Source organism: Paenibacillus tabacirhizosphaerae, assembly GCF_040812395.1.
Classification (GTDB): Bacteria; Bacillota; Bacilli; order Paenibacillales; family NBRC-103111; genus Paenibacillus_E.
Genome location: NZ_JBFNXH010000005.1, coordinates 123706 through 149873 on the forward strand (window position 1 = coordinate 123706; position 26168 = coordinate 149873).

At 50.0% G+C, this 26168-nt stretch carries 20 protein-coding genes; 8 read left to right on the plus strand and 12 right to left on the minus strand.

The genetic code is table 11. The annotated features are described in order from the left end of the window. The first annotated feature begins 110 nt into the window (after window positions 1–110). A complete protein-coding gene (locus tag ABRS97_RS11255; protein ID WP_367814282.1) occupies window positions 111–725 on the plus strand; it encodes a YcnI family copper-binding membrane protein in 615 nt (204 codons plus the stop codon). A 60-nt stretch (window positions 726–785) separates the two neighbouring features. Here ABRS97_RS11255 and ABRS97_RS11260 read toward each other — a convergent pair whose 3' ends face one another. Genes ABRS97_RS11260 through thyA form a run of 3 tightly spaced genes read right to left on the minus strand, consistent with a single transcriptional unit; the run spans window position 786 to window position 2365 of the window. Beyond that, window positions 786–1049: a YciI family protein gene (locus tag ABRS97_RS11260; protein ID WP_367813844.1), complete on the minus strand. Its 264-nt coding sequence runs from the start codon at window positions 1047–1049 to the stop codon at window positions 786–788. Between the two features lie 3 nt (window positions 1050–1052). Then, on the minus strand, window positions 1053–1541 hold the full coding sequence (locus ABRS97_RS11265; protein WP_367813845.1) for a dihydrofolate reductase: 489 nt from the start codon (window positions 1539–1541) through the stop codon (window positions 1053–1055). A 29-nt stretch (window positions 1542–1570) separates the two neighbouring features. Then, window positions 1571–2365 carry a thymidylate synthase gene (gene thyA, locus ABRS97_RS11270; protein WP_367813847.1) on the minus strand — a complete coding sequence of 265 codons (795 nt, stop codon included), beginning with the start codon at window positions 2363–2365 and terminating at the stop codon, window positions 1571–1573. Window positions 2366–2548: 183 nt separating this feature from the next. Here thyA and ABRS97_RS11275 point away from each other — a divergent pair, with 183 nt between their 5' ends. Beyond that, window positions 2549–3565: a LacI family DNA-binding transcriptional regulator gene (locus ABRS97_RS11275; RefSeq protein WP_367813849.1), complete on the plus strand. Its 1017-nt coding sequence runs from the start codon at window positions 2549–2551 to the stop codon at window positions 3563–3565. 78 nt (window positions 3566–3643) lie between these two features. Here ABRS97_RS11275 and ABRS97_RS11280 read toward each other — a convergent pair whose 3' ends face one another. Continuing rightward, window positions 3644–3907 carry a hypothetical protein gene (locus tag ABRS97_RS11280; RefSeq protein WP_367813851.1) on the minus strand — a complete coding sequence of 88 codons (264 nt, stop codon included), beginning with the start codon at window positions 3905–3907 and terminating at the stop codon, window positions 3644–3646. Window positions 3908–4078: 171 nt separating this feature from the next. Between ABRS97_RS11280 and ABRS97_RS11285 the strand changes: the two genes are divergently transcribed. Continuing rightward, the gene (locus ABRS97_RS11285; protein WP_483312445.1) at window positions 4079–5335 is read left to right on the plus strand and encodes an MFS transporter; all 1257 of its coding nucleotides are present in this window, start codon (window positions 4079–4081) and stop codon (window positions 5333–5335) included. 326 nt (window positions 5336–5661) lie between these two features. Further along, window positions 5662–6162: a preQ(1) synthase gene (gene queF, locus ABRS97_RS11290; protein ID WP_367813852.1), complete on the plus strand. Its 501-nt coding sequence runs from the start codon at window positions 5662–5664 to the stop codon at window positions 6160–6162. Between the two features lie 1175 nt (window positions 6163–7337). Here queF and ABRS97_RS11295 read toward each other — a convergent pair. The 6 genes from ABRS97_RS11295 to ABRS97_RS11320 form a co-directional block, all read right to left on the minus strand. Continuing rightward, window positions 7338–9518, minus strand: coding sequence for a cellulose binding domain-containing protein (locus ABRS97_RS11295; RefSeq protein WP_367813854.1), 2181 nt, complete (start codon window positions 9516–9518; stop codon window positions 7338–7340). A 45-nt stretch (window positions 9519–9563) separates the two neighbouring features. Beyond that, a complete protein-coding gene (locus tag ABRS97_RS11300) occupies window positions 9564–11489 on the minus strand; it encodes a cellulase family glycosylhydrolase (RefSeq protein WP_367813856.1) in 1926 nt (641 codons plus the stop codon). Window positions 11490–11611: 122 nt separating this feature from the next. Next, on the minus strand, window positions 11612–13765 hold the full coding sequence (locus ABRS97_RS11305) for a glycoside hydrolase family 6 protein (RefSeq protein WP_367813858.1): 2154 nt from the start codon (window positions 13763–13765) through the stop codon (window positions 11612–11614). Window positions 13766–13790: 25 nt separating this feature from the next. Continuing rightward, complete coding sequence (locus ABRS97_RS11310) at window positions 13791–17042, minus strand: glycoside hydrolase family 48 protein (protein ID WP_483312446.1); 3252 nt, start codon at window positions 17040–17042, stop codon at window positions 13791–13793. A gap of 480 nt (window positions 17043–17522) precedes the next feature. Beyond that, window positions 17523–17852, minus strand: a complete 330-nt coding sequence (locus ABRS97_RS11315; RefSeq protein WP_367813859.1) for a spore coat protein — start codon at window positions 17850–17852, stop codon at window positions 17523–17525. Window positions 17853–17876: 24 nt separating this feature from the next. Further along, window positions 17877–18131: a hypothetical protein gene (locus ABRS97_RS11320; protein WP_367813860.1), complete on the minus strand. Its 255-nt coding sequence runs from the start codon at window positions 18129–18131 to the stop codon at window positions 17877–17879. 161 nt (window positions 18132–18292) lie between these two features. Between ABRS97_RS11320 and ABRS97_RS11325 the strand changes: the two genes are divergently transcribed. Next, a complete protein-coding gene (locus ABRS97_RS11325; RefSeq protein WP_367813861.1) occupies window positions 18293–18724 on the plus strand; it encodes a MarR family winged helix-turn-helix transcriptional regulator in 432 nt (143 codons plus the stop codon). A gap of 901 nt (window positions 18725–19625) precedes the next feature. On the opposite strand, the gene ABRS97_RS11330 is transcribed toward ABRS97_RS11325, so the two are convergent. After that, window positions 19626–19883, minus strand: coding sequence for a hypothetical protein (locus ABRS97_RS11330; protein WP_367813863.1), 258 nt, complete (start codon window positions 19881–19883; stop codon window positions 19626–19628). 143 nt (window positions 19884–20026) lie between these two features. Beyond that, a complete protein-coding gene (locus ABRS97_RS11335) occupies window positions 20027–22069 on the minus strand; it encodes a molybdopterin oxidoreductase family protein (RefSeq protein ID WP_367813865.1) in 2043 nt (680 codons plus the stop codon). A 145-nt stretch (window positions 22070–22214) separates the two neighbouring features. On the opposite strand from ABRS97_RS11335, the gene ABRS97_RS11340 reads away from it, so the two are divergent. Genes ABRS97_RS11340 through ABRS97_RS11350 form a run of 3 tightly spaced genes read left to right on the plus strand, consistent with a single transcriptional unit; the run spans window position 22215 to window position 26036 of the window. Next, entirely contained in the window at window positions 22215–23258 is a 1044-nt protein-coding gene (locus ABRS97_RS11340; protein WP_367813867.1) for a sugar-binding protein, read from the plus strand. After that, complete coding sequence (locus ABRS97_RS11345) at window positions 23255–24706, plus strand: sensor histidine kinase (protein WP_367813869.1); 1452 nt, start codon at window positions 23255–23257, stop codon at window positions 24704–24706. The genes ABRS97_RS11340 and ABRS97_RS11345 overlap by 4 nt, the downstream gene beginning before the upstream one ends. After that, on the plus strand, window positions 24681–26036 hold the full coding sequence (locus ABRS97_RS11350; protein ID WP_367813870.1) for a response regulator: 1356 nt from the start codon (window positions 24681–24683) through the stop codon (window positions 26034–26036). The genes ABRS97_RS11345 and ABRS97_RS11350 overlap by 26 nt, the downstream gene beginning before the upstream one ends. Window positions 26037–26168 lie beyond the last annotated feature (132 nt).

The following is a 26168-nucleotide window of genomic DNA, read 5'->3' on the forward strand; positions in this document are numbered from 1 at the left end:
ATAAAAAATAGCCCACTCGAGTCATACTTTTTTGCTTCTGAATCAGGTAACATGGACATCATGTGAAAAGTTGATTTGAAAGGGGAACTACATCCGTGTTAAAAAAATTGATGTTGAATGTATCCATACTGCTCGCCCTCTCCATGCTTCTTGCTGGAATCGCCAGCGCCCATGTCGTCGTGTATCCGAAGGAAACGACCCAAGGCACTTATGAGAAGTTCACGGTACGAGTGCCCAGCGAGAAAGATCAGCCTACCGTAAAAGTAGAAGTGAAGTTCGCTCTGGATTCCGTTGCGATCTCCCGCTTCGAGCCCAAAGCCGGATGGACTTATGAGCTGGCGAAAGACACCTCGGGCAAAATCACAGGCGTGACATGGAAAGCGACGGGTGACGGGTTATCCAGCACAGAGTTCGGCGATTTCAATATGCAAGGGAAAGTAGCCGATACCGCCACTCAGATCCAATGGAAAGCCTACCAGACCTACAAAGACGGCAGCATCGTAGAATGGGTTGGAGCGGAGGGCTCAGACAAACCTGCATCTGTCACGACAGTGAAAGCTAAAGCCGCAGGCGGAGCAACGACCGACAGCCATGGTCAAACGGCAGCAGGGAAAGCCGTCGAAGGTTCTGCCGGATCGTCGAACACAGCTTTATACCTGTCTATCGCCGCAGTCATTCTAGGCGCGCTTTCTCTTCTTGTTTCACTTGTAAAAAGACGCAAATAAAAGAAGCCTCGAGTCCTCTAATAACAGAGAGTGGACTCGGGGCTTTTTTTTATTCTTAGTTTAGCTGATGACAATGTCCCATTCATGAATTTCACAATGTCTGGCTCCAACTTGAACGAACGGATCCTCATGTGCCAGTGCGTTTGCTTCCTCAATCGTCTCTGCCTTGTAAATAACAAGCCCGCCCCAACCGTCTACGAAGCGCCCATTGGCAAAAATCTTCCCTTCGCCCCTGCGCTTCTCCAAATAAGCTAAATGCGCTGGACGATGCTCCTTGCTAAGTTCTTCATCCTTCATTGGCAGTAAAACAGCAAAATATTTCATATGCTAAACCTTCTTTCTATCGTAAATTCGGAAATAGTATTCATAGGGATTTTTCTCATTCTGTCCCCCTTTTTCTTCGGAAACCAGCGTCCATGCTGACATGTCCATCTCAGAGAAATACGTATCCGCCTCAAATTCATGCTCGATATAAGTGATATACATGCGATCTACGTCCTGCGCAAACAAATTGAATATTTCTGCGCCGCCTATGACGAATAGCTCTACGTCACGAAACGTTTCCACCACTTGCTGCACCGAATGCACCACGTCGCAACCTTCCGCTTGAAAGTCGCGGTTCTGCGTCAGAATGACATTGCGGCGCCCAGGCAGGGGCTTGCCAATGGATTCATACGTCTTCCGTCCCATGAGAATAGGGTGTCCCGTCGTTGTTAATCTAAAAAACTTCAGATCCGCAGGCAAATGCCATGGAAGATTGTTCTTCAGGCCGATCGCCCGGTTCCGGTCCATCGCAAAAATGAATGAAATGCTCATCTAGACACTCCTTCGCGCCTGTGAATAGGCTAAATGGCTATTGGTGCTTTAATTCCCGGGTGGGATTGATAGCCCACAAACTCGAAATCTTCAAACTTGTAGTCCAGAATCGAATCCGGTTTACGTTTTATTTGTAATTCAGGCAGCTGGAAAGGCTCGCGGGTTAACTGAATCTTCGTTTGCTCCAAGTGATTTAAATAGAGATGAACATCTCCGCCTGTCCAAATCAGATCGCCCACTTCCAACTCACACTGCTGCGCCACCATATGCGTCAAAAGCGCGTAAGAAGCGATATTAAAAGGCAATCCAAGGAACGTATCCACCGATCGCATTTGGAACATGCACGACAATCGGCCTTCCGCTACATAAAACTGATAGGCATAATGGCATGGCGGCAGAGCCATGGTATCAATTTCTGCTACATTCCATGCACTGACCAGATGTCTTCTTGAGTCGGGATTATGTTTGATTTGATGAATCAGACCGGATATTTGATCAATCACTTGTCCACTAGGCGTGTGCCACGTTCTCCACTGCGCTCCGTAAACCCGGCCAAGGTTGCCTTCCTCATCAGCCCATTCATCCCAAATTGTCACGCCGTTCTCACGCAAATAGGTAACATTCGTGCTTCCGCTCAGAAACCATAGCAGCTCATGAATGATTGATCTCATATGTAATTTTTTCGTTGTCAAAAGCGGAAAGCCTTGCGATAAATCAAAACGCAGCTGTCTGCCAAACACCGAGATCGTACCTGTGCCGGTGCGGTCTTCTTTTTTCACACCATGGTCCAAAATGTCCTGTAGTAATTCCAAATAAGCTTTCATGGGTCACCTCATCAAAAATGGTTGCACGTGAAACCGCAGCGCGTATTACATCCCCTCCATTATAACATATCAAAAAGAACTACAGGGCATAGACAAGCGAACTGGCAAATAATAAAATAAGATGAGATATTGGCAAAGAAGGCAAAGAATACTAAGAGGCTCACAGGAATGAGGACCCGCGTCATGAAAGTAACCATTAACGACATAGCCAAAGCAGCCAACGTTGCGAAATCAACTGTATCCAAGGTGCTGAATGACGCTCCAAGCATTTCATCGGATACGAAGCGCAAAGTACGCCAAATTATGAGGGAAATGAATTATACCCCTAGCTCTATCGCTACACAGCTTGCCCGCAAAAGCAGCTTTAATATTGGCCTGCTTGTCGATATGTCGAGGCGGGACGACTTTCTTAATCATTTCTTTTACAATATTATAGGTGGCGTGGAAAGTGTCATTGGACCGCAAGGTTACGAATTGACGATCTGCAATTTCCATTCTCAGGATATCCATAAGCTGATGAACCGCTTTGTTTTCAATAAAAGAATCGATGGCTTTATTCTGGACAATTCCTTGCTCACCTCTCAGATGGCCGAAGCGTTTAACGATGCTGACTTTCCCTTCATCTCTATCGGCGAGCTTCCTAGCATGAAGGAGATGAGCTGGGTTGACATCGACAACAGGAAGGGCGGCGAACTGATCACAGAGCATTTGATCTTCCAGGGATATGGGCGCTGTGCATTTATTTGCGGCGAACAGAACGATGCTATTTTCAAAAAGCGGTTAACGGGCTTTACCGATACCCTTAAGAAATATGACAAGCCGCTCGTGAATGCTTACATCAAACCGGGTTATGCAAACGAAGCCAACGGGTACAAAATTATGAAAGAACTGCTCGCGCTGGAAACGCCGCCGAACGGTATTGTTTGCATGAACAACTATTCCGCCTACGGAGCGCTGAAAGCTATTCATGAACATAAACTTAAAGTTCCCGATGAAATTGGAGTCGTTACCTTTGATCAATACCCGCTTGCGGCCTATACAACGCCGCCGCTAACATCAATCAATATCGACACCTTTGAGCTTGGCGTGACAGCTTCGACGATGCTGATGCAGCGCATTCATGGCTTGGAAAACTCTTGGGAGACGAAGCGCATGAAGCCTCAACTGACCATCCGCGAGTCAACGCGCAGGAAGTCATAAGGACATACACAACTGGCTGCAAATAAAGGATAGACGGGCAAGATAAAGTGCCTATCTATCCTTTTCTATTGGAAATCCTTACAAATTTATTGCGCGATGAGGTTTGCTATAATGACTTGTCCCGCCACCGCCAACTATGATCTTACCTCCGCGGTTAAAAATAAGCCGTTTCCGCAATCCTCCAGCCAGCAGCACTTCTACTTGAGCACGATTGGCAGTCGCTACATAGATCACATTGCCGTTTCTGGATTGGAAGGTTCGCCAATGTTTATCGAACTCCGACCTCAAGACCCTGGTAGAGTACACTTGATTCTCCAGTCTGGAAATTTGAGCTTTCTGCAAAATGTGCACCTCCTTTGTTATTACCTCTATTTACTATATTCATGAGAAAATGAATGGGTATGGTCATTTAACGCCCAACGGTGTTACTATTCATAAATAGAACTTTCCCTTTGTACCCTATTCAGAGTTAGAGAGGCTGCAGGGGGCTCATGACGGTTTGGAGGATTCAAAGTGAATGCCAAACAACAAGTTGCATCTTTAACCACAGGCAAGAATTATTATTTGCTGCTGCTCGTCGTATTCGCCGGCTTTTTTATTTTCGGTTTTTCGGAAAATATCAAAGGGCCCGCAATTCCGCGCATACAGACTGATTTTGCGCTAGATGAATGGCAAGTCGGCTCATTGCTCTCGCTCAATTCGCTAGGCTATCTGCTCGCATGCAGCTTCACCGGGCTTATGACGCGTAGATTCGGGCTTAAGCTTACCAGTATTCTCTCCTTCGGCTTCATGGTGATTTCCGGCATATTGATCGCTTATTCTAGGCAATTTTTGCCTTTCGCCTCCTCTTACTTCATTATGTACATCGGCAATGGCATGCTGGAGATCGCTCTTGCCGTTCTGGGAGCGCGCATTTTCACCAAACATACAGGAACAATGATGAACCTGGCTCACTTCTTTTACGGGCTAAGCTCTATTGTTGCGCCGATTGTCGCATCCGGTTTAATGGGAGCCACCCTCTTCGGAACCGAATTAGGCTGGCGCGGCATGTATGTCATCATGCTGTCTTTAGCCATACTGCCAATGATCCCAGCGCTACTTACCCGATTTCCCGGAGACGGCGCTGCGGAAGAACAACCACTTACATTGAAAGCCTTTGTCCGTGACCCGGCCGCCTGGTTCATGGTCGCTATTCTTTCCTTTGGCGTCGTTTCGGAATTATCGATTGGCTCTTGGCTCGTTAATTTCCTGGAAAAAGCGTACCATTGGGAAATGGCCTCAGCCTCTGGGATGCTGTCAGCCTTTTTCCTTTGCTTCACACTAGCCAGGCTTGTTCTAGGCCCTATCACAGACAAGATCGGCTTTGTCATGTCACTCATTATTTTATCAGCGCTTTCAGGCCTTTGTTCATTGGCCGCGATTATGATTGGCCCCTCCGGAGCCTTCCTGTTCGCGATTGCGGGAATCGGCATTGCGCCGATCTATCCGACCGTTATGGCTTTTCTAGCCAAACGCTACCCGAACGGGAGCGATACAGCCATCACGTTCACCGTTACGATGATGGGAATCGCCAGCGTTATCGGCAACTTCCTGGTCGGAGCGATTACGGACAGCTTCAAGCTTATGTTTATGGACAGCGCTCAGCCAAGCGAAGGTTTAATCAGGGGACTGCAGGCCGGGTATGTATTCATCGGCGGCTGTGCGCTGCTTTGCTCGATTGTCAGTATCCTGTTGTATCGATGGTTGAAGCAGCGAGATGAAGTGTTATGACATTTTCTGATTCGTGCATTATTAGAGCGTTTGTGGTACAGTTCTAGAGAAAACTAAAGAAGACACAGCTAGGGCACGCATTGCTCTAGGAGAGGTTCGCGAACTCCCTCTTTGAATAAACCTCTATCGATGTCGATCCTTGATGAACGACCGCGTTTAATGGCAGGTTTATTCGCCAATCAGAAAGTTGTCTGCTCCTCGGAGGAAAGAACATAATATTTCTGATGTGGAAAAAAACTAAGGAAAAACGTACCCCAGGTATCGTTTTTTTTCGTGTTTTTAGTTGGAAGTCTTCTTTTCGTTCAGAAAAGAAAGGGGAAATACCCATGTCAGCAGGAAGAAGCCATGCCGATTTGAAAGACATTACCTTGTTAGGCAACCAAGGAACGCAGTACATTTTCAACTATGATCCGAAGCTGCTCGAAGCCTTTGACAACAAGCATCCAGACAGAGCTTATTTCGTAAAATTCAACTTTCCCGAATTTACGAGCTTATGCCCGGTGACGGGGCAACCGGATTTTGCAACCTTGTACATTTCCTACATTCCCACTATTAAAATGGTAGAGAGCAAGTCGCTCAAGCTGTATTTGTTCAGCTTCCGGAACCATGGCGATTTCCACGAAGACTGCGTCAATATCATCATGAATGATTTGATTGCGCTGATGGATCCTCGCTACATCGAGGTGTGGGGGAAATTCACCCCGCGGGGCGGCATTTCCATCGATCCTTACTGCAACTATGGTCAGCCTGGGACAAAATATGAAGCCATGGCGGAGCATCGCTTGATGAATCATGATCTGTATCCGGAGAAAATCGATAACCGGTAGAATGAAAAAAGCTTAGTTCACACCCATTTGGGTTGTTGACTAAGCTTTTTTGTGGGTAGAGATTGTAGAGTTGAGAAGCCGATCCGCTTCAGATCGGTTCCTCGTGCCGAGTGCCGAGTGCGGCGCTTGTAGGGCCCTTTTCGGGCCTTACAGCCGATCGGTTTCGGCCTCTCGGCTCGGTAGCGCCCAAATCGGCCGCTTCGGCTCGGTTCCTTCGTGCCGAGGTGCCGAGTGCGGCGCCTGTAAGGACCTTTTCGGGCCTTACAGCCGATCTGTTTCGGCCTCTCGGATCGGTAGCGCCCAAAACGGCCGCTTCGGCTCGATTTCTCGTGCCGAGTGCCGAGTGCGGCACCTGTAAGGCCTTTTTTGGGCCTTACGGCCGATCTGTCTCGGCCTCTCGGCTCGGTAGCGCCCAAATCGGCCGCTTCAGATCGGTTCCTCGTGCCGAGTACCGAGTGCGGCACCTGTAAGGCCCTTTTCGGGCCTTACAGCCGATCTGTTTCGGCTTCTCGGCTCGGTAGCGCCCAAAACGGCCGCTTCGGCTCGGTTCCTTCGTGCCGAGGTGCCGAGTGCGGCACCTGTAAGGCCCTTTTCGGGCCTTACAGCCGATCGGTTTCGGCTTCTCAGCTCGGTAGCGCCCAAAACGGCCGCTTCGGCTCGGTTCCTTCGTGCCGAGTGCCGAGTGCGGCACCTGTAAGGCCCTTTTCGGGCCTTACAGCCGATCTGTTGCGGCCTCTCAGCTCGGTAGCGCCCAAATCGGCCGCTACAGCTCGGTTCCTTCGTGCCGCTTGCCGAGTGCGGCACCTGTAAGGCCCTTTTCGGGCCTTACAGCCGATCGGTTTCGGCTTCTCAGCTCGGTAGCGCCCAAATCGGCCGCTACGGCTTGGTTCCTCGTGCCGAGTGCCGAGTGCCGAGTGCGGCACCTGTAAGGCCTTTTTCAGGCCTTACAGCCGATCTGCTTCGGCCTCTCGGCTCGGTAGCGCCCAAAGCGGCCGCTTCAGACCGGTTCCTCGTGCCGCTTACCGTGTGCGGCGCCTGTAAGGCCCTTTTCAGGCCTTACAGCCGATCGGTTTCGGCCTCTCGGCTCGGTAGCGCCCAAAACGGCCGCTACCCGTATTTTACCCCAAATAGCGCTTCCCCTCCGAGCTTACAAAGCTCCAACGCTTAAATGCCTGTTACGGCTCAATCCCCCACACAAGCGTACCGTTCTCATACAGTGTCACCTTGCTCCAATCCACATATGCCGACTTGGTCGCATCAAAGGAGTAGTCAACTGCTTCATTAAAATTCGACCAGTCATTCTTCGCAAAGCGGGACTGGATATCCCCCATTTGCCCGTTTGCTGCAAGGGAACCTGCACCCGCCGAGAACGAAATTTCGAGGTAAGTGTCCGCTCCTGCCTTCGGTGTGCTCATTGTCACGAACGTACCGCTGATGTTGCTGCTTCCCACTTGCGCCCAATCGCACCAGTAGTTCAGGGACGCGTTACTGTCTTTGGTAAAATAGTACCTAATCTTCAATGTGCTAAGACTTACCGCCGAAGCGCCGTTATTCTTGATTTGGAGCTGCGGGTTGATCTGGTTATCAGCAGGGTTCGGATTGTTTACTTTGTATTGAACGACCAAGGAGCTTGATGTAGTCCCGCTTACAGGCTTAGCGTTAACCTGCGTGGAGTTCGCACTCTCTCCCGCGCTGTTTACTGCGCTGACAACATAATAGTACGTCGTTCCGTTCGTCAGACCCGCATCTGTAAAGCTCGTCGCCGTCACCCCCGTCGCTACTGTTGTATACGGTCCGCCCGTCGTCACCGCCCGCTTCACATTGTAGCTCGTCGCTCCGCCAGATGCTGCCCAACTCAATGCCACTTGCGCATTGCCTGCTGTTGCCGTCAAGCCCGTTGGCGCTGCCGGCACCGCTATGGTTGCTTGCGGCGTCGCGCTAACCTGCGCCGAGTTCGCACTCGTGCCTGCGCTATTCACCGCGCTGACCACATAGTAGTACGTCGTTCCGTTCGTCAGGCCCCCATCTGTAAAACTAGTCGCCGTCACTCCCGTCGCTACCGTTGTATACGGTCCGCCCGTCTCCGCCCGCTTCACGTTGTAGCTCGTCGCTCCGCCAGACGCTGCCCAACTCAATGCCACTTGCGCATTGCCTGCTGTTGCCGTCAAGCCCGTTGGCGCTGCCGGCACGGTTATAACGCCACTGCCCAAAGCATTCATTTGCTGCGCATGATTAGATATCACCGCCCCAGTTGAACTGGGGTAGACAACCCGAAATCCGTCATAATCCGCATACAGCGAACCATCATCTTGAACTCCGGTTTGAATCCAATATTGATCCCCCGCTCCCCCGTTTGTGTAAACGGTATTCAGCCATGTTTGATACGTTGCGTTACGGAAAGCTTGGTCGGAAGATGAATCCTTGATGCCGTATTCCTCCAGCACGACGGGTTTTGAGATCGTTTTGCCATCTGCGATATGATCCCTGATCCAATCCGTCCCCCAATCCACGGTTTTCCCCCAGCCATCCGGATAGAGATGGTAAGTGCCATAGTCAATGTTAGGAAGCGATGTAAGTCGGGTCCAGTCTACGCCTTCACCACCGCCACGCAGCCAATCCGAGTTCCCCGGTTTGTTATAAAAACCTTCATCTCCAACCGCTACCAAGTGATTGCTGTCAAGCGATTTGATGTATGAACTCATCTCATCGGCCCAGTTCACCAGTGTATTTCCAGTTGTATCCGTTTGGCAGCGAGGTTCATTCGCAAGCTCCCAGGTCATGATAGCCGGATCGTCTTTGTATTTGGTATTGGTGTAGGTATTCGTTCGGTTCAACATTTGATTGACAAATGTTTTATAAGCTTGCTTAATCGAAGCATTTGTGTAAAAGGCATCGTGGCTGCCTGCCTGGAACCAGGACACGTATTGATTCATGCCCCCGAAATCATTCCAGTTGTTAACAAGAGGAATGACAATCTTGATGCCCAACTGCCCTGCTTTGTAGATGGCATAATCCATCTTTTTGAACCCGGATTCATCGAACACACCAGGCTGCGTTTGCATCCCAATGCCATCCTTGGGTGATCCATCCATAAATCCCCAAATCCGTAGTACTTTCAAATTCATCGCATTCATTTTCGTGTAAACATCGTCAACCATGAGAGCCGATTTGTAATGCATATAATAGTTATTTGTGCCGGAAAAATAAAAATCGCTGCCATTCAATACGAATTTAGAACCGCTCGCTTGCACAAAGCTCGAACCGGAAGCATGGGTGTCATATATCGGAGCTACGAAAAAGCTGCTGGCAAGAAGCGCTGTTGACGCAATACGATTCATGATTTTCACCATTTTCATACTTTCGAGTCCTCCTATTTCTCTATTATGATTCGGGCCCGTCATTTAAGGCTCCGTTCCCCAAACTAGCTTGCCATTTTGATACACTGTTGCTTTGTTCCAATTGGCGAATGACGTTTTTGTAGGGTCATAAGAATAATCGTTGGATTCATTGAAGTTGCTCCAGTCATTTCTATTCAGACGCGTTTGGATCTCACCGCTTGTGCCGTTGGCCGGAATGCTGCCTGCTCCTGCGTCGAAGCTAATTTCCAGATACGTATCCGCTCCGGTTTTGGCCGTCCCTGGATGGACGAACTGACCACTAAGATGAGCGCACCCGATTGGCGAATAGTCGCAATTGAACGTCTGTGACTGATTGGAGTCCGCTGTAAACCAATAGCGAATCTTAAGCGAGCTAAGCGGTACAGCCGAAGTGCCTTGGTTCAAGATTTTGAAATGCGGCTTCATCTGGTTATCTGTCGCACTGGTATCTCCGGCACGGTATTGCAGGAACAAGCTGCTGGTACCGGTACCGCCCGAGTCCGTAGGGGTCGCACTCAATGGCGCAGAGTCAGCGCTCTCACCCACACTATTAACGCTGCTTACGGCATAGTAATAGGTCGTGCCATTCGTAAGTCCTGTATCCGTATAGCTCGTTGCACTAAGCCCGCTTGCGATTGTCGCGTAGGGTCCTCCGCTGGCAGTTGCCCTTTTCACCTTGTAGCTAGTAGCCCCATTCGAGCTTGCCCAGCTTAATGCCACCTGTCCACTACTGGCAACTGCGCTCAAACCAGCAGGTACCGATGGAGTTGTCTCTCCTCCCCCGCCATCAGGGATGGACTGGATGATCCGATCGAGCATCGTTTGCTTCGGCCCATTCCACGTTGTCCAATCATCCATGAGGAGGCCGCCCGTATCGCCGCTGTTTGGATTCAGACACCAATATGTCCAATAAAGCTTATTCGTGCCGATATAGTCGACCAATTTATTTTGCCATTTGCCCTCGACGCTGGTCGTATCAACACTTCTGCCACCAAACTCGCCGACGATAACCGGCGCTATATTTTGTTTGCTGATATAGCCCCAATGAGCATCCCAAATGGCTGGCATATTGGAAGGAAAGCTCGGGTCTGAGAACCATGTTTGACTGGCGACGCCAGGTCCGTAATCATGAGAAGAATAAACGACCCGATTCGGTACACTAAGTACAACCGGATCACTTGCTACCCCCTCGAGATTGCCTCCCCACCAGTACGAATCGTTGAAGCCTCTCACATTTTTCTCTACGCCTTCCACGATAATTAGCCAGTTTGCGTTGATGGATAATATCGCATTGCCCGCACGCTGCGCGGCAAGCCGCCAGTCGGTTGCCACATTCCCGGTCCCCCAACTGGCGGTGCCGTGAGGTTCGTTATGAAGATCGGCACCGATGACGGTATCATTGCCATTGTACCGTGCCGCCAGCATCTTCCAATCGTCGATCCAGCGCTGTTCGGAATAAGCAGCTGTGTACCAAAGCTCGGATTGGCCGCCGGAGTCCGGTCTGTGACGATCAAGAAAAATCTTCATCCCGCGCGCTCCCGCTTTGGCAATCAGTTTGTCCATGACCTGAATCGGCGTTAACCCTTGCAGATCCGGGTTTTTGCTAAAATCAATGCTGTTCGTAACCGAAGCTGTATCAAACATCTGGTTGCTAAAAGGGAGCCTGATCAAGTTGTAGCCATGATTTTTCATGGCATCCAGCATATCGTCCATGGAACGGCTCCATAGCCCGTGAGGCGAATAATTCCCCGTTTCGAAGCCAAACCAGTTAATGCCATTAAATATGGCCGCATTTCCTTTAGAATCAACAATTTTGCTCCCAGAGGTATGGTAGTAATTGGGCGCTGCGGCGGAAGTCTGTGATGCTGCTGCACCTGCTGCTTGTGATGCGGATGTAAGAATGCTTACTGCCAGCATCCCTATAGACATGCTCATTACCCATCTTTTCATCAATGATTCACCCTCTCTCTCATCATTAAAAAAAGGCGAGACCGACACATGCAGAACTCTCACAAATGCCAGTCTCGCCGATTATGAATTACGTGCCAGCCTCCAATTCGTCAGTATCCGTTTTACGGCTCCACTCCCCATACAAGCGCACCGTTCTGATACAGCGTGACCTTGCTCCAGTCGACATAAGATGTCTTCGTTGCATCGAAAGAGTAGTCCCCTGCTTCGTTGAAATTCGACCAGTCATTCTTCGCAAAGCGTGATTGAATATCCCCGCTTTGCCCGTTCGCTGCAATGGAACCCGCTGCAGCCGAGAATGAAATTTCAAGGTACGTGTCAGCTCCTGTCTTCGGTGTGCTCAAGGTAACGAATGTGCCGCTAACATTGCTGCTTCCCACTTGCGCCCAATCGCACCAGTAATTCAGAGAAGCGTTGCTGTCTTTCGTAAAGTAGTAACGAAGTTTCAATGTGCTCAGGTTCACAGCCGCTGTGCCGGTATTCTTAATATTCAGCTGTGCATTGATCTGATTATCCGTCGGGTTCGCATTGTTCACTTTGTATTGAACGACCAAGCTGCTTGGCGTAATGGTACCAACTGGCGTCGCGCTAACCTGCGCCGAGTTCGCACTCGCGCCTGCGCTGTTCACTGCGCTAACGACGTAGTAGTACGTCGTTCCGTTCGTTAGACCTGTATCCGCGTAACTCGTCGCTGTCACTCCCGTTGCCACGTTCGTGTACGGTCCGCCTGTTGTCGCCGCACGCTTCACCGTGTAGCTCGCCGCTCCGCTGGACGCGCTCCAGCTCAGCGCCACTTGCGCGTTGCCTGCCGTCGCCGTCAAGCCCGCTGGCGCTGCCGGGACCTGTGTATTACCTCCATTAGTAGGAGGAATGACAGGGTAAGCATTCTGCACAAGCATCACAAACTGATTGTGAAACCAGTGGCCCGACACAGGAGCATTCGGCAATGCGCCTGTCAGTACGCCACTCGAAGTTGTATACGTAGGATCGCACATCCGATCGAAACCTTTGCCCTCATCATTCGGAATCTGCGAGCTGGAACCATCCGAATCGCCCGGCGGTTTCACCCACACGAACGCGTCGAGGTGAGAGTTGGGGTAGCCGGCAGGCGTTGCCTGCGGCGGCATGCCCATACCGGCATCGCTATTGTTGCACCATAGGCCGCGATGGGCGCGAAGATCGATTTTACCAGAGTTCACATAGTCATTGATTGTAGATCCGCTGGCAGCAGTCGGTCGATTGGGACCGCCCCATCCATTGCGTGAAGTATCGATCAGGAAGCCGATATTAGAAGACCAGCCTGCGGCTATGAAACCGCTGTACAGCGCCGCTGTGAAATCTGATTCATCAAAATAAGAATTCCACTGATAGTAATTAGAAGATCTAATCGGCTGACCGCCTACATTTAGATTCGAATCGGGCAGATTCGGCTCTTCAAGCGGCGTCGTGTTCGCCGTATTCGTGATGAACCCGTCAACACTAGCGAGACCAGCCGTCGTTCCATTCACAGTGTTTGTATAAAGCTGGATAGTACCCGTCCGGTTATTGTCCCAGCCCAGCCAGCCGGAATGTCCAAGATCCATATACGTGTACACATTGGAAATCGCATGCAGCTTGTTCAGCGCATATTGAATCCCTGCGACGTAGATGCCGCTGGAGTTTGCCTGCGCGCACTCCGGATCGCTGAGATTCGTCACCAGATTTGGAAGTCCATCCGGCTCTATAACAGTGACGATCCTGATGTCTTTGTACTTCGCATCGGCGAACACACTGGCGATCGCATCGATATATTCCGTTTTATAGCGTTGTAGACCATCCTGAGTTAACGGCAGTTCTCCATTGGATGCGAGCGCATGGCAATCGCGCCCTGGCAAATCGTAGATAACGAACGTTGCCGTAATTGGCGTGCTGCCCTGTTTTTGTGCCAGAGCCGTATCTAAGTGACCCGCCAGACTGCGGCGCCCGTCGTTGGCAGCCCCGCCGCTGATCGCTGCAATGCGGTCAAGCCAAACAGCCGTTGGATACGACTTCACGGTGCGCATTTTGGCAGCCAAATCACTGTCACTCGTCTGCGCTATCGATGTATCTACCGCTGCCGCATAATCAGGGTTCACATACGCCGTAGCTCCGACGAACGGATTATCGACATGCGAAGCAGCTGCGAAGACACCTGGGTTACCAAAAGGCAAGAAGATGTTAATAACCACCGCGAAAATCAGGACAAGCATCGCGGTTCGTTTCATAGGAACTATCGCCATTTATTTCAACTCCCTATTTCATTTTTTAAGGCTCAATTCCCCATACAAGCGTACCGTTCTCATACAGCGTTACCTTGTTCCAATCGACATACGACGTCTTGGTTGCATCGAAAGAGTAATCACCGACTTCGTTGAAATTCGACCAATCATTTTTCGAAAAACGGGATTGAATATCCCCGCTTTGCCCATTCGCTGCAATGGAACCTGCACCAGCCGAAAATGAGATTTCGAGGTACGTGTCAGCGCCTGTTTTCGGCGTGCTCATCGTCACGAACGTTCCGCTGATGTTGCTGCTTCCGACTTGTGCCCAATCACACCAGTAGTTCAAGGAAGCGTTACTGTCTTTGGTGAAATAATAGCGAAGCTTTAGTGTGCTCAGGTTGACAGCTGACGTACCGGTATTCTTGATGCTGAGCTGAGGATTAATTTGATTATCCGTTGCATTGGCATTGTTCACTTTATATTGAACGACCAGACTGCTTGGTGTAACACCCACTGGCGTCACGCTAACCTGCGCCGAGTTCGCACTCTCTCCAGCGCTGTTCACTGCGCTGACGACGTAGTAATACGTCGTGCCGTTCGTCAAGCCTGTATTCGCATAGCTCGTTGCCGCCACTCCCGTCGCTACGGTCGTGTACGGCCCGCCTGTCGTCGCCGCTCGCTTCACGTTATAGCTCGTCGCTCCGCTGGACGCTGTCCAACTCAAAGCCGCCTGCGCATTGCCCGCTACTGCCGTCAAGCCTGTTGGTGCTGCTGGCACTACGACGCCGCTTACCGGTGTCACGCTAACCTGCGCTGAGTTTACACTCTCTCCTGCGCTGTTCACTGCGCTTACGACGTAGTAATACGTCGTGCCATTCGTCAAGCCCGCATTCGCATAGCTCGTTGCCGTCACTCCCGTCGCTACGGTCGTGTACGGCCCGCCTGTCGTCGCCGCTCGCTTCACGTTGTAGCTCGTCGCTCCGCTGGACGCTGTCCAACTCAGAGCCGCCTGCGCATTGCCTGCTACTGCAGTCAAACCTGTTGGCGCTCCCGGGACAGTTGGCGTGCTGCCGCCAAGCAATCTGTCATACTCTGCATAAGCGGTAGTCATATCCACCTGTGACCAGAACCTGTGGTACGTAAATGTCGGAGCTCCATTATCCCAGTTGCCTGTCGTTTTGTTGTAGGACGTATTATAAAGATTAGTTAAATATCCCCATTTCGGATCTTGCTGAATTTTGGGACGAAGCTCAGGGAAGCTGATATAGACGCCATTTCCGCCTTTAGCAGGATCGGAAGCGACACCGCCGGAGCCAGGGATCGTGTTCCCTTGCCCATAGGTTCCCGTCCAACCGCCTGGGAAATAAATTTCTTTCGTGAAGTAACGGGAGTAATCGGCGCGTGTTTCAGGGATACCGATACCGATGCCGTCATTTTTGGCCCAAGCCGCATTTAACAAATCGCCTGCTACTGTTTTAGCCGAATTGCCAAGAGCCGTAAAGTTGCCGGATTCCGCTTTCGTACCCGCAGCAAAATAACTCAACGCTTTGATATAGCTGCCGGCTACGCCAACGTCTTGGCTCGGACTTTTGGTCACGACATGGTAACTCGGGTTGCCGCTTGCACTGGTAAATCCTTGCCAGGTGTCTGGTTTACCATTCCATTCAATGCTCGATGGCACATAAAACTCGCCAGGTTGAGATGTCGTGGCAATAGCAGGATTGTTCCCGGAAACGCGGACTCCGTTCGCATCCAGGTAGTAGCCTTGCGCATCCGTAACCGGTTTTTTATTAACGAAAGCATAGTCGATCGACCAATCCACCCACTTGGTAATGACCTGTTTAGCCATTTTAAATGTGTCAGAAGTCGTATCGCCTTTAGCCGCAAGCAGGTAATATAACTCAGCTATACGCTCAAGCGGCCAGGTTTGGAAACCGAACCAAGTATTAGAAGGCGGATCATGGTAGACCGGCGCTTCTTGGTAGGCCATGTTGTAAAAAGTAGGAGTGCCAGCCGGATATGGGCTGTAGTCGCCATTCCAGCTGTTGGTAGCACCGCCGCCAATAGCGCCTTCCGTTGACTGCAGCCACACGTAGAACTCCAGTTCACGCTGCAAGGATGTCGTCCAGTCCGATTTGGCTGTCGGCGAAAGCGGAGCCAAATCATTGGCGAGCGCATACGCCATGAATGGATTTTGGTAAGCCTGATGCGCATGGCTTGCGCCGATCCTCCACGCCCAATCGCCGCTGCCGCCCGCGCCTAAGCCGCCACCCCACGATGTATACCAGGACATGAGGAAGTGAGCCGAATTTTTGCCTGATCCCGGCGTCGGCGAGCCTGCGGAAGCGCTTCCGATTTTCTCGAAATATTTGTCGTACATCCCATACCGGAGATAATCGCCCATTTTCTTCGCTTTATTGATATAGGCCGTATTCGAATACCCCAGCTGTTTGGCCAAGTACATGACCTGCACAGCCCGCCCGTCCGCGTCCGTCGCATCCGTATAGCGCCACTGTTTGGAAGCTGAGCCTTGATTAAATAAGGTGATGAAACCGCCATTCGACTGCCCGTATTTAAAATCATCCTGCGATGGATGTGTGATCGCTTCCCATACGGACTCCTGCTCGCCACGCTGGAATGTGTTTACATAAGTAGAAGTATGAGACGGGTTTAGCGTATTTCCGAAGCCATACCAGTTATCGACGTCTAACAGCCAGTGCATCAAATAGGTCTGGTTGTTTCCGTAAGTCGACTTGAGTTCCGTATCGAGCGGATCAGAACCTGCCGACTTGCCCCCGAAAGGCACTGGATATTTATCAGGAAACGGATATTCAGGCGCATAAGTCGCAGGGCTGGATGGATTGTATTTTCCCATCGTAGGCTGTTCTTCTTTGCCGTCACCTTCATTCACAGGGATAATATAGGTCTCCATGCTGTCCCAAGCTTTTTCCAATCGTGTCCAATCACCTGTATAATACCCATACATCGTCTCCAGCCAGAGCCAGTAGCTATAGGCTTCCGACGTAGTCATGTGCCCATAGTCAGGCGCTTCGCTGATTAGCGTTTCAACGGAATGATAAGGGATGCCTTCCTTCGAAAAATATCCGTTACTCGGGTTTTTAATCTGGTCGTAAAGCGTCATGAATCGAGTTTGATTAACCGATGTTCCAGCTCCTAATGCCTTTTTCGGAGCCATCAACATTTGCAAAAGCATGACAAAAACAAGCGCAGCAATGAGCACCACCTTCCATATCTGTGTTCCAGCCTTATGTTTGAAAGAAACATTCGTGATCATGAAATAGCCTCCTTGATCCATTGAATTGGCCTTTCTTACGCATAATCTGATATTCAATTACGACAAATAACGGCTTTGCAACACCTCCTTAACCAGCAGGAAGCCTACGCATGACAAATAAGGGTCAGAAACCCCTGCCCGATTGCTGATTGTCTTCACGAAACCGCTTGCACTTTTCCCATTTCCAACGAAATCCAATTTCTTCTAAATTAGCCTCCTCCAGGGACATCGATTACGACATGTTGCCTGATCGTTCGTCCAGCAGGATAATGGGAGGGAGCAATCACAACGGCTTCTTGATACGTATTGTATCAACGGAAATCTGGAGTTACTATCACTTTAATATCCTATAGATGGCTAAACTAACACAATTGTGACATTTTATCCTCTTTGCTTCCATATTTTTATAAAAAAAGCGAAACCGCTTGCGCACAACATGCGCTGGCTTCGCTCTTTTTTTAAGCTCTTGGAGCTAGTTGATTATTGAAATGAAGGAAACTGTGTTTGGTAATTTGTGAATTGTGTCTTCACTTGTTGAATTTCTTGTTGATCGGCAACTTTCATCTTGTACCAGCCTTTCTGGAACATCTGATCGAAGATCTGGAATTGGCTGTTGTGCGTATCGCTGAGTATGCTTTGAACCGTTTCATGAAGCTTGGGATTCTGCATTTCCAATAGTCCAGTGTTATAACTGGAGGACAAATATTTCTCGTGGGTGAGAATTTCATTGATAAAATCGCGGTCATTCATATCAGGCCCTTTAACCTGTGGCAGCTGACCTGTTTGCGGCATCGCTAATTCAACCGGCATACGGAGAACCTCCCTTAGTTGTTATTAATGAAGAAGCGTCAACAGCGAGTTATAATGATCCAAATGTTTTTGCCCGGTTTGTTTGATGAGTGCTTGAATTTGCGGGTCCGTGCAACGATTAGCCGTATCACTGCATTTTTTCATCGCCATCAGCTCCCAGGATAAAAAATCCTTCACATAAAGAAGTTCCTTATCCGTAAGCACATTGCGATCCGAAGTCGTCTGCGTTTGGTTCGTTTGCGTTTGCTGATCCATCTCGATTCCCTCTCTTTCTGTCAAAGAATGGCCTCACACCATCTACTATCTCTTGGCGGCTGCTCTTTTATGTACGCCCTAACTAGGTAAAAATATCAAAAGTGTGAGACAACTATGAATTACCAAACGATTGAATTTGCGGTACAATAAGGAGAATAAACCAATACCCATTGGTGGACAGGTGGATGATGATGGACGACAATGATTTGAAAGCGATTGATTATGAAATGACTTTCCTCGTGCGCCGGGCAACCTCAGCGGCGATCGATAAAAAATTGGGCAATCTGGAACGCTCACACTACCTTCTGCTTAGCAAGCTTGCTGAGCATGGAGCCATGGGCGTAAAAGCGCTGGCTGACGCGTGTCATTTGGATATCTCCACAGCAAGCCGACAAGCCGCGGCGCTGGAAGCCAAAGGTTATGCAGAGCGGTTGCCCGATCCGGAAGACGGTAGGGCCAGCTTTTTTCAATTGACCGAGCTTGGCAATCAAGAGCTGCTGAATTCGAAGCAGATTAGACTGAATCATTTTGCTAAATTGTTGAAGGATTGGTCAACCGAGGATCGTCAGAAGTTTGCTGAACTGTTGGGCCGGCTCAATCGGACATTCGTTGAGTAAATAATGGACAGTGTTTTTCGGGCCTCAACCCCGAAACGTCAGCAATTCAAGAAGAACCTGAGGCTGCGCAGCTGCGCCTCAGGTTCTTGTCTATACCCATACGTCCAGGCATGGGGAGGAAACTTAAGTATGGGATTCCAACCGCTGTTAAAGTCGTGTTCCTTGAATGTACAAGGTGGTGCGAACACGACTTTAAAGGCGGACGCTATCGCTTTTCCATCCCACACCCATTCCCCCTGTTCGACTTTGTGCTGCCTTCTTCTTTTCTTTTCCCTAACCGATCCTCGATTCGGTATTCCTATCCATGGACACCCTGTAAGAGTAAGATTCCGGGTACAATTCGCCTTAGCAAGCTTTGCAAGAAAACGTGTGACAGCCGCCATGCGGCGGCAACGCGCGCCCGAGGCAGTACTGCCGGACCGCCAATCCCCATGCACAGCAATATCGAAGGAACTACGATGCCTTATTCCATGGTAAAGCCCCTGTTCTCCCCCTGTGACGGAACTAGGGTGCGTTAAATGTGCGAAACTCTGCCGAAAACCCAGCATTTCCTGCTCATAAGGCACGGTAGTTCCGCGAAATGTCCCTACAACCGAAAATACCGTCTCATAGCGTACTCACGTTCCGCTCACCCATGCAAAAAGACGATCTATCGCAGATCGAGGCGGAATTGCAATATTGTAATACTCCAAACCGCTATGGCACTTCCGGATCTTCTACGCCCATCCTGTCAAATGCAAATGCTCGTACCACACGATGCATGCGGAATCTCTCCGCTCTACGAGCTCGTCAAGACATACTACCTGACGACACATGCTTTCTCGCGTGTTAGAAAGGGTATCCCTAACGCTTTAGTAAGCCTTTTTTCGCCCCATAGATCAGCGGTTTCTTGTTCGATCCCTTAATAAACAGGTCCCGGATGATACACTGGCGGATGCGGATGCGGTTGCGGATTGTGACAGCTTGGGAACGGGTGAATGTCCTGGATTTGGTTAAACGCATAATGCCTCGTCGCAAATTGAGAGTGGTACAGATACTCAATTAGATAAATATGGCCGCCATGCACGCTGCAAAGTATACCCGAAACACCCGTACCGTTCATAAGTGATACACCTACTGGTCTCCCTATCCATGCATACGCTTTTTGCTGTATTGGCATAGGTCATCACCTCCTGAGTTACCCTATGCGGCTAAACGCCCAATGGTTCAGGGGGATCCGACAATTCCGGTCAAATCAGAAATTCACAATACGCTCAAGCCTAATTTCAATTCCAAAAAAGCATTACGCACCCGATTGACAAATCAAGAACCGATCTTCTCCACCTGTACCCGGCCGGAGAAGAACGTCGCCCCGCCGCCCATATCGGCTACACGATCCGGGGTCAAAGCGTTGACCAAAGCTTTGCTGCCTGGCGAATCCGCCCACAGGCCTTGGCTGACAACAACGCCTGGCAATACATCGGCGCCAACGGATACGACCAGTTCACATTCCCCGCGGTCATTCCACACTCTGGCACAGTCACCGCTGGCAAGACCAAGCGCCTCGGCATCATCTATATGCATGTGCAGCCTAGCCATTTTCTCCATCTTCACGTGCTTCTCGTTATGCGCAAAAGTGGAATTCAAGAAATTATGATTCGGCGCCGGGATGAATACGAACGGCAGATTTCCTTCCTCCACAAGCGGCGTATACGTTGGAAGCGGCGGGAAGCCCTTCTGGGCCAAAGCCTCCGAATACAGCTCGATCTTTCCGCTGGGTGTCTTTAATTGCCCTGGAAATAAAGGCGTCGTCGCCGCTTTGGCGAACTGTGAGTGGAGCAGCTTTTCAACCGTGATACCTTCCAAATTCGGATTGTTCGGATAATCCAGCGCTTGGCGGATCATCTCCTCATCTGTATCCTGAAAGGCCTGCTCCTCATACCCCATGGCCTCAGCCAACAAGCGAAAGACATCCACATTCGATTTGCTTTCCTCGTAAGGCGCAATGACTGGTTGCTGAATTTGTACATAATGATGCCAGTAGGAACGGTAGAAGTCTGTATTTTCAAAGGAAGACGTTGCTGGAAGAACGATATCGGCATACATCGCCGTTTCAGTTAAAAACAAATCGTGCACAACCGTAAATAAATCCTCCCTCAAAAGCCCCTCTCTAACTTTGTTCGCGTGCGGCGCAACAACAGCCGGATTCGAATTGTAGACATACAAGGAGCGAATCGGAGGATCGAGCTCAAGCAGTGCGCTCCCCAGCACATTCATGTTAATTTGTCGCGTCGGCTTGGCAAGCAGATCGGGCCGCTGCAGCGCGGCTGCATTATGCTCCAGATAACCGCCATTCCCTTTGATCGCGCCGCCGCCTTGATGCAGCCATTGTCCGGTGATCGCCGGCAGGCAGGCAATCGTCCTGACGCACATCCCGCCATTGTCATGGTGCTGAGGCCCGTTGCCGATGCGGATGAAGGATGGCGTTGTCTGCCCATATAACCGTGCCAGCCGGTAGATATCTTCTACGGGCACTCCCGTTATTGCCGCTACGACCGCAGGTTCATACTGGCGGACATGCTGCTCCAGCTCTTCGTGACCAACGGTATACTGCTCAAGGAATGCTCTGTCCACCTTATTTTCCGCAAACAAAATATGCATAATTCCCAGCGCAAGCGCCGCATCCGTCCCCGGCAAAATCGGTATAAACCAATCGGCCCAGCGCCCGGTTTGGTTTCTGTGGACATCGATAACGACGATTTGCGCACCGTTCTTACGCGCCTTCTCGGCGAGAACAACCTGATGCATGTTCGTGCTTACCGTATTGATGCCCCACATGATGATGAGCTTGGCATGGACCGTATCCTCCGGATCGATGCCTATGCTACCGCCCATTGTATAATTGTAGCCTTCCGTCCCTGCGGACTGACATATCGTGTACAGCAATCGGCTGGCTCCCATCCGGTTGAAAAACCTGCGGTCCATCCCTTCCGTCCCGATCCGCCCCATATTGCCGTAAAAACTGTAAGGCATAATCGCTTCCGAGCCTTCCTCGGCGATAAGCCTTTTCCAGTTGGAAGTAATCGTATCCACCGCTTCTTCCCAAGTGATTCGTTCAAAGCGGTTTTCTCCTTTTGGGCCTACACGCTTCATTGGATATTGGAGCCGTTTCGGATCATAAATCCGTGCCGTCATGTTGCGGACTTTGTTGCAAATCGCACCTTGTGTAACCGGATGGGAGGGGTCTCCCTCTATTTTGACGATTTTCCCGTTTTCTTTATGCAGCAGCAGACCGCATTGATCGGGACAATCAAGTGAGCAGACTGACGGGAATATGCCGTTTGGCTGATCGATCATCGTACGCATAGCGACTCCTTCTAACCTGAAATTACTTTTACTATATACCGAATGACGCCGGAGTGAAAGCTCCATCGCCACTTCAACGCTTTGGTTTGCAGCCATATTTCTGTATAATGAAGCCAACCTAATCAAGTTAACCAGGAGCTTTTGCATGTCAAAACCCAAATGGTATTGGAACTGGGGCCTATCCCTACTTTTTATTACTTTCGTATGCTTGCTGTTGCTGTTTATCGACTCCACCTTCCGAATGAAAGATTTGGCGAGTCCGCCTAAAGCCAGCCAGGTAAAAGAGAACACAAATCGTCGCGTCTTCCTCATTTCCCAGGAATTGGATAACCCGTATTGGCGTACCCTGGAGCAAGGCGCTCAAGAAGCATCTGAACGTTACGGTATGCAGCTTACCTACGAGGGGCCATCTCGGATAAACCCTTCCGAACAGACGAGGCTGCTCGAGAAGGCACTCGCTGCCAAAGCAGATGCAATCGTTCTTCAAGGAGTAAATGAACAGCAATATCAAACGTTAATCCATAAAGCCGCCCTGCAAGGCGTGCCCGTTGTTGCCGTCGACACGGATGACCCAGCGAGCGACCGATTGACCTACGTGGGAACAGACAACGTGGAGGCGGGGAAACAGATGGGTGGACTTGTTGCCAATTCAATGGGAAGCGGAGGCAACATTGGCGTTCTGGTCGGCAGTGAGCAAGCGGAAAATCAGCAGCAGCGGCTGGAAGGCTTCCGCTCGGTCATCCGCAAATATCCGCAGCTTGCTATCGTTGATGTGAAATCGTCTGCGATTTCCCGGCTTCAAGCAGCAAGGCAAGCGGAAGCTATGCTCGAGCAATATCCCCAAATCCGCATCATGATCGGATTCAGCGCACTCGATGCCCCAGGGATCATGGAAGCCGCGCAGCGTATTCGCCCAGGTGAAGTGCAAATCTTTGCTTTTGATGATGTCTCCGAAACGTTGGAAGGAATACAAAACGGCCAAATTGCTTCGGCCATCGTCCAGCACCCCTACGATATGGGGTTCAAAGCCATTTCCTTGCTTCATGACTACTTCTTAGGAAATACGCCTCAGCCCCAAAACTATACGGATATCACGGTAATTGACCGAAGTTCATTAGGAACCCCCACAGGGGGATTGATTCCGGCACCAGCTTCCAAAGCGGAATACATGAAGGAGAGTTCACCATGACGATCCGCAAGAAGCTCCTGCTCTTCATCCCTTTGCTCGTTCTGCTTACGAACTCTGTCACTTTCTTCTTACTGCAAAGCTCCAAGATCGTTCAGGAAAGCTATAATGATCGAATAGAGCACATGTTGCTGTATCAACAATCCATTCAAGAAGCCGACCATAGTCTGCGATCCCTCTACAGCTATTTGCTTCATCCCACTGAAGAGGGCAGAACGAACATTTCCTTGAATCAAAAGGAGCTGTTAAGGCTCCGTGCGGAGCTTGCAGGACAACTAACAGTATCCCCTCACAGTTCGGAGATGACCAACTTCATCCGCATGCTGGACACGCTTTTGGAGCAAGAACAGGCTGCGCTTGATCCTCATGCTTCACCGAAGGATTCGCTAAATTCGTATATGGATGCGGAGCAAACAACAAGTTTTATCCATGAGGAGGGCCAGCGAATTGTTGATTTAGAGCTTAGCTCCTATCAGCCGATCTACCAGAAAATTCAACATGAAAATTTGCGATTGAACGAAATGGGCTGGGCTGTATTTATCGTAAACACCATAATGAGCGTCGTCGTCGCGCTCTGGATCTCAAGAAGTATTACAGACCCTGTCAGCCGGCTTGTCGGCACTGCGAAGCGCATTTCCAAAGGGGAGCTGGACATGGAGCCTCCGTCGATACATACAAGTGATGAGCTGGGCATTTTGTCCAATGTCTTCGGTCAAATGGTTACCGATCTAAAAGATTTGATGGCGAAAGAAAAGGCAGGTTTGGAAAAGGAGCGACTCGTCAAAGAGCTTGAATTGCACGCGCTGCAAAGTCAAATGAACCCTCATTTCTTATTCAACTCATTGAATGTACTCTCCAAATTGGCTCTAATTGAAGGAGCCGAGGAAACAAGCGATTTGATTGTGTCCATGTCTTCTCATCTGCGGTATCGGTTAAGCAAGCTGGATACGTTCGTTACTTTGCAAGAAGAATTGATGCATGTCGAACAATACGTTCGCATCCAGAAAGCCCGTTTTCGCGATCGAATCCGATTCGAAATCGAGATCGACGAGGAAGCCCTGCGGGTGAAAGTTCCAGCGCTAACCATTCAACCGCTTGTCGAGAATGCCTTCGTCCACGGAATTGAAGGCATGGAGCGTGGCGCTGTCATTCGCCTTGCCTTGAAGCAAACCGCCGAGCATGTACGAATCACTATATCGGATAACGGAATTGGCATGAGCGAAGAACGCCGTCTAGCATTATTGATCATGGAACCGGGAATTCTAGCTCGAGACGGGAAAGCACATTCTGCAGGGCTCGGCACAAGAAATGTATTCAAGCGGCTGCAATTAGTTTACGAGCGCAGTGATCTGGTCGACATTCAAAGCGGAATCGGCAAGGGGACCGTGATAACCCTGCACATCCCACTGGAAAGGAGCTCCACTCATGTACCGGTTATTGATCGCAGATGATGAAGCCTTGGAACGGGAAGGATTGCAATGGATCGTTCATCGCATGATGCCAGGTACCTTCGAGGTTATTCATGCCGAGAATGGGCGTCTGGCCATTGAGCTTGCTGAAGAACACCGCCCGCATATTATTTTCATGGACGTCAATATGCCGGGTATCCAAGGCCTGGATGCATTACGGGAGATAAAAGACCGGCTGCCCGATTCCAAAATGGTGCTTGTCACAGCTTATGATTACTTCGCCTATGCGAAGGAGGCGCTGACGCTTGGCGTCAAAGAATACATCGTCAAGCCCGCCGGGAGAGAGCAAATCGTGCACATTTTGCAGCAGTTGATTCAAGAACTGGATGCTGAAAAACGCAAACGCACCGAACAGCTCGAACTTCGCGATAAAGTCTCACAGCTGATGCCGTTAGTCGAGAACGAGCTTGCCTTCGTTTTCATGGTCGATCAAGTGCTGGAAACAGGGGCTGAACAATTAGCCGAGTGGCTCGATTTCCCTCTCGATCAAGGCTGTGCCGTTGTGCTCGCCTTTCCGGAACTTATGCTGACACAGGATAAGAAGAAAATCTTCGACGTGCTGCGCAGCTATGCGAAAACGCACCTGCCTCCCAATATCGTAAGCTCATTGATTGATCGGCATATCGCCATTTTTATCAGGAAAAACCCTGATATTCAAGAAGAGCCGTGGATCGATATCATGAAGAAATATGGCGAAAAGCTTTGCAGAGCCGCAGAAACTCAGCTCGGCCTAGCGATTATAGTAGGCATCGGTTCAGCCTACAAGGGTTCCGCAGGCATGCGCAAATCTTATTTTGAAGCGGTCTTTGCTTCCGCTTATCCGAACAATGAGCATGGGGTTTGCCATTTCCATGAGCTGAGACTGGGAGCCGATCGGGTGACTGCTCTCTCTTCTACAGATGGCTACGCCCCTTCTCCAGATGATGATAGGGCGCATCGGTCCTACGTCATTTCCGCGCTGCAGCGCATCCGTGAAGAACGCGAACAACAAACGGTGACGGTGCTGGATAAGGCGCGGCGCTACATTGAACATAAATTTACCGAGGACTTATCGCTCGAGGAAGTGGCCGAATTTGTCCACCTGAACCCTCATTATTTCAGCAAAGTGTTCAAACAACAGGTTGGCGAAACCTTCATCGATTTCGTTACAGGCTTACGTATACAAAAGGCAAAAGAACTCATCGAATCCGGTGCGTTCAGCCTCAAGGAAGTGTGTTTCGAGATCGGGTATAAGGATCCGAACTATTTTAGCCGCGTATTTAAAAAAGTGACCGGCTTCACGCCGACTGAATACCGGGTACAACCCAAATAGCTGCGCAGCCATCCAGTTCATGCCAAGCGGCATGGACTTTTTTGCGTTTGGCAGATAAAAAAATGCTAGTCTTTCCTATCCTTCTGAAGTTGAGTGCGCGATAGGAGAAGTTGTGCAGAAATCGCACAAATA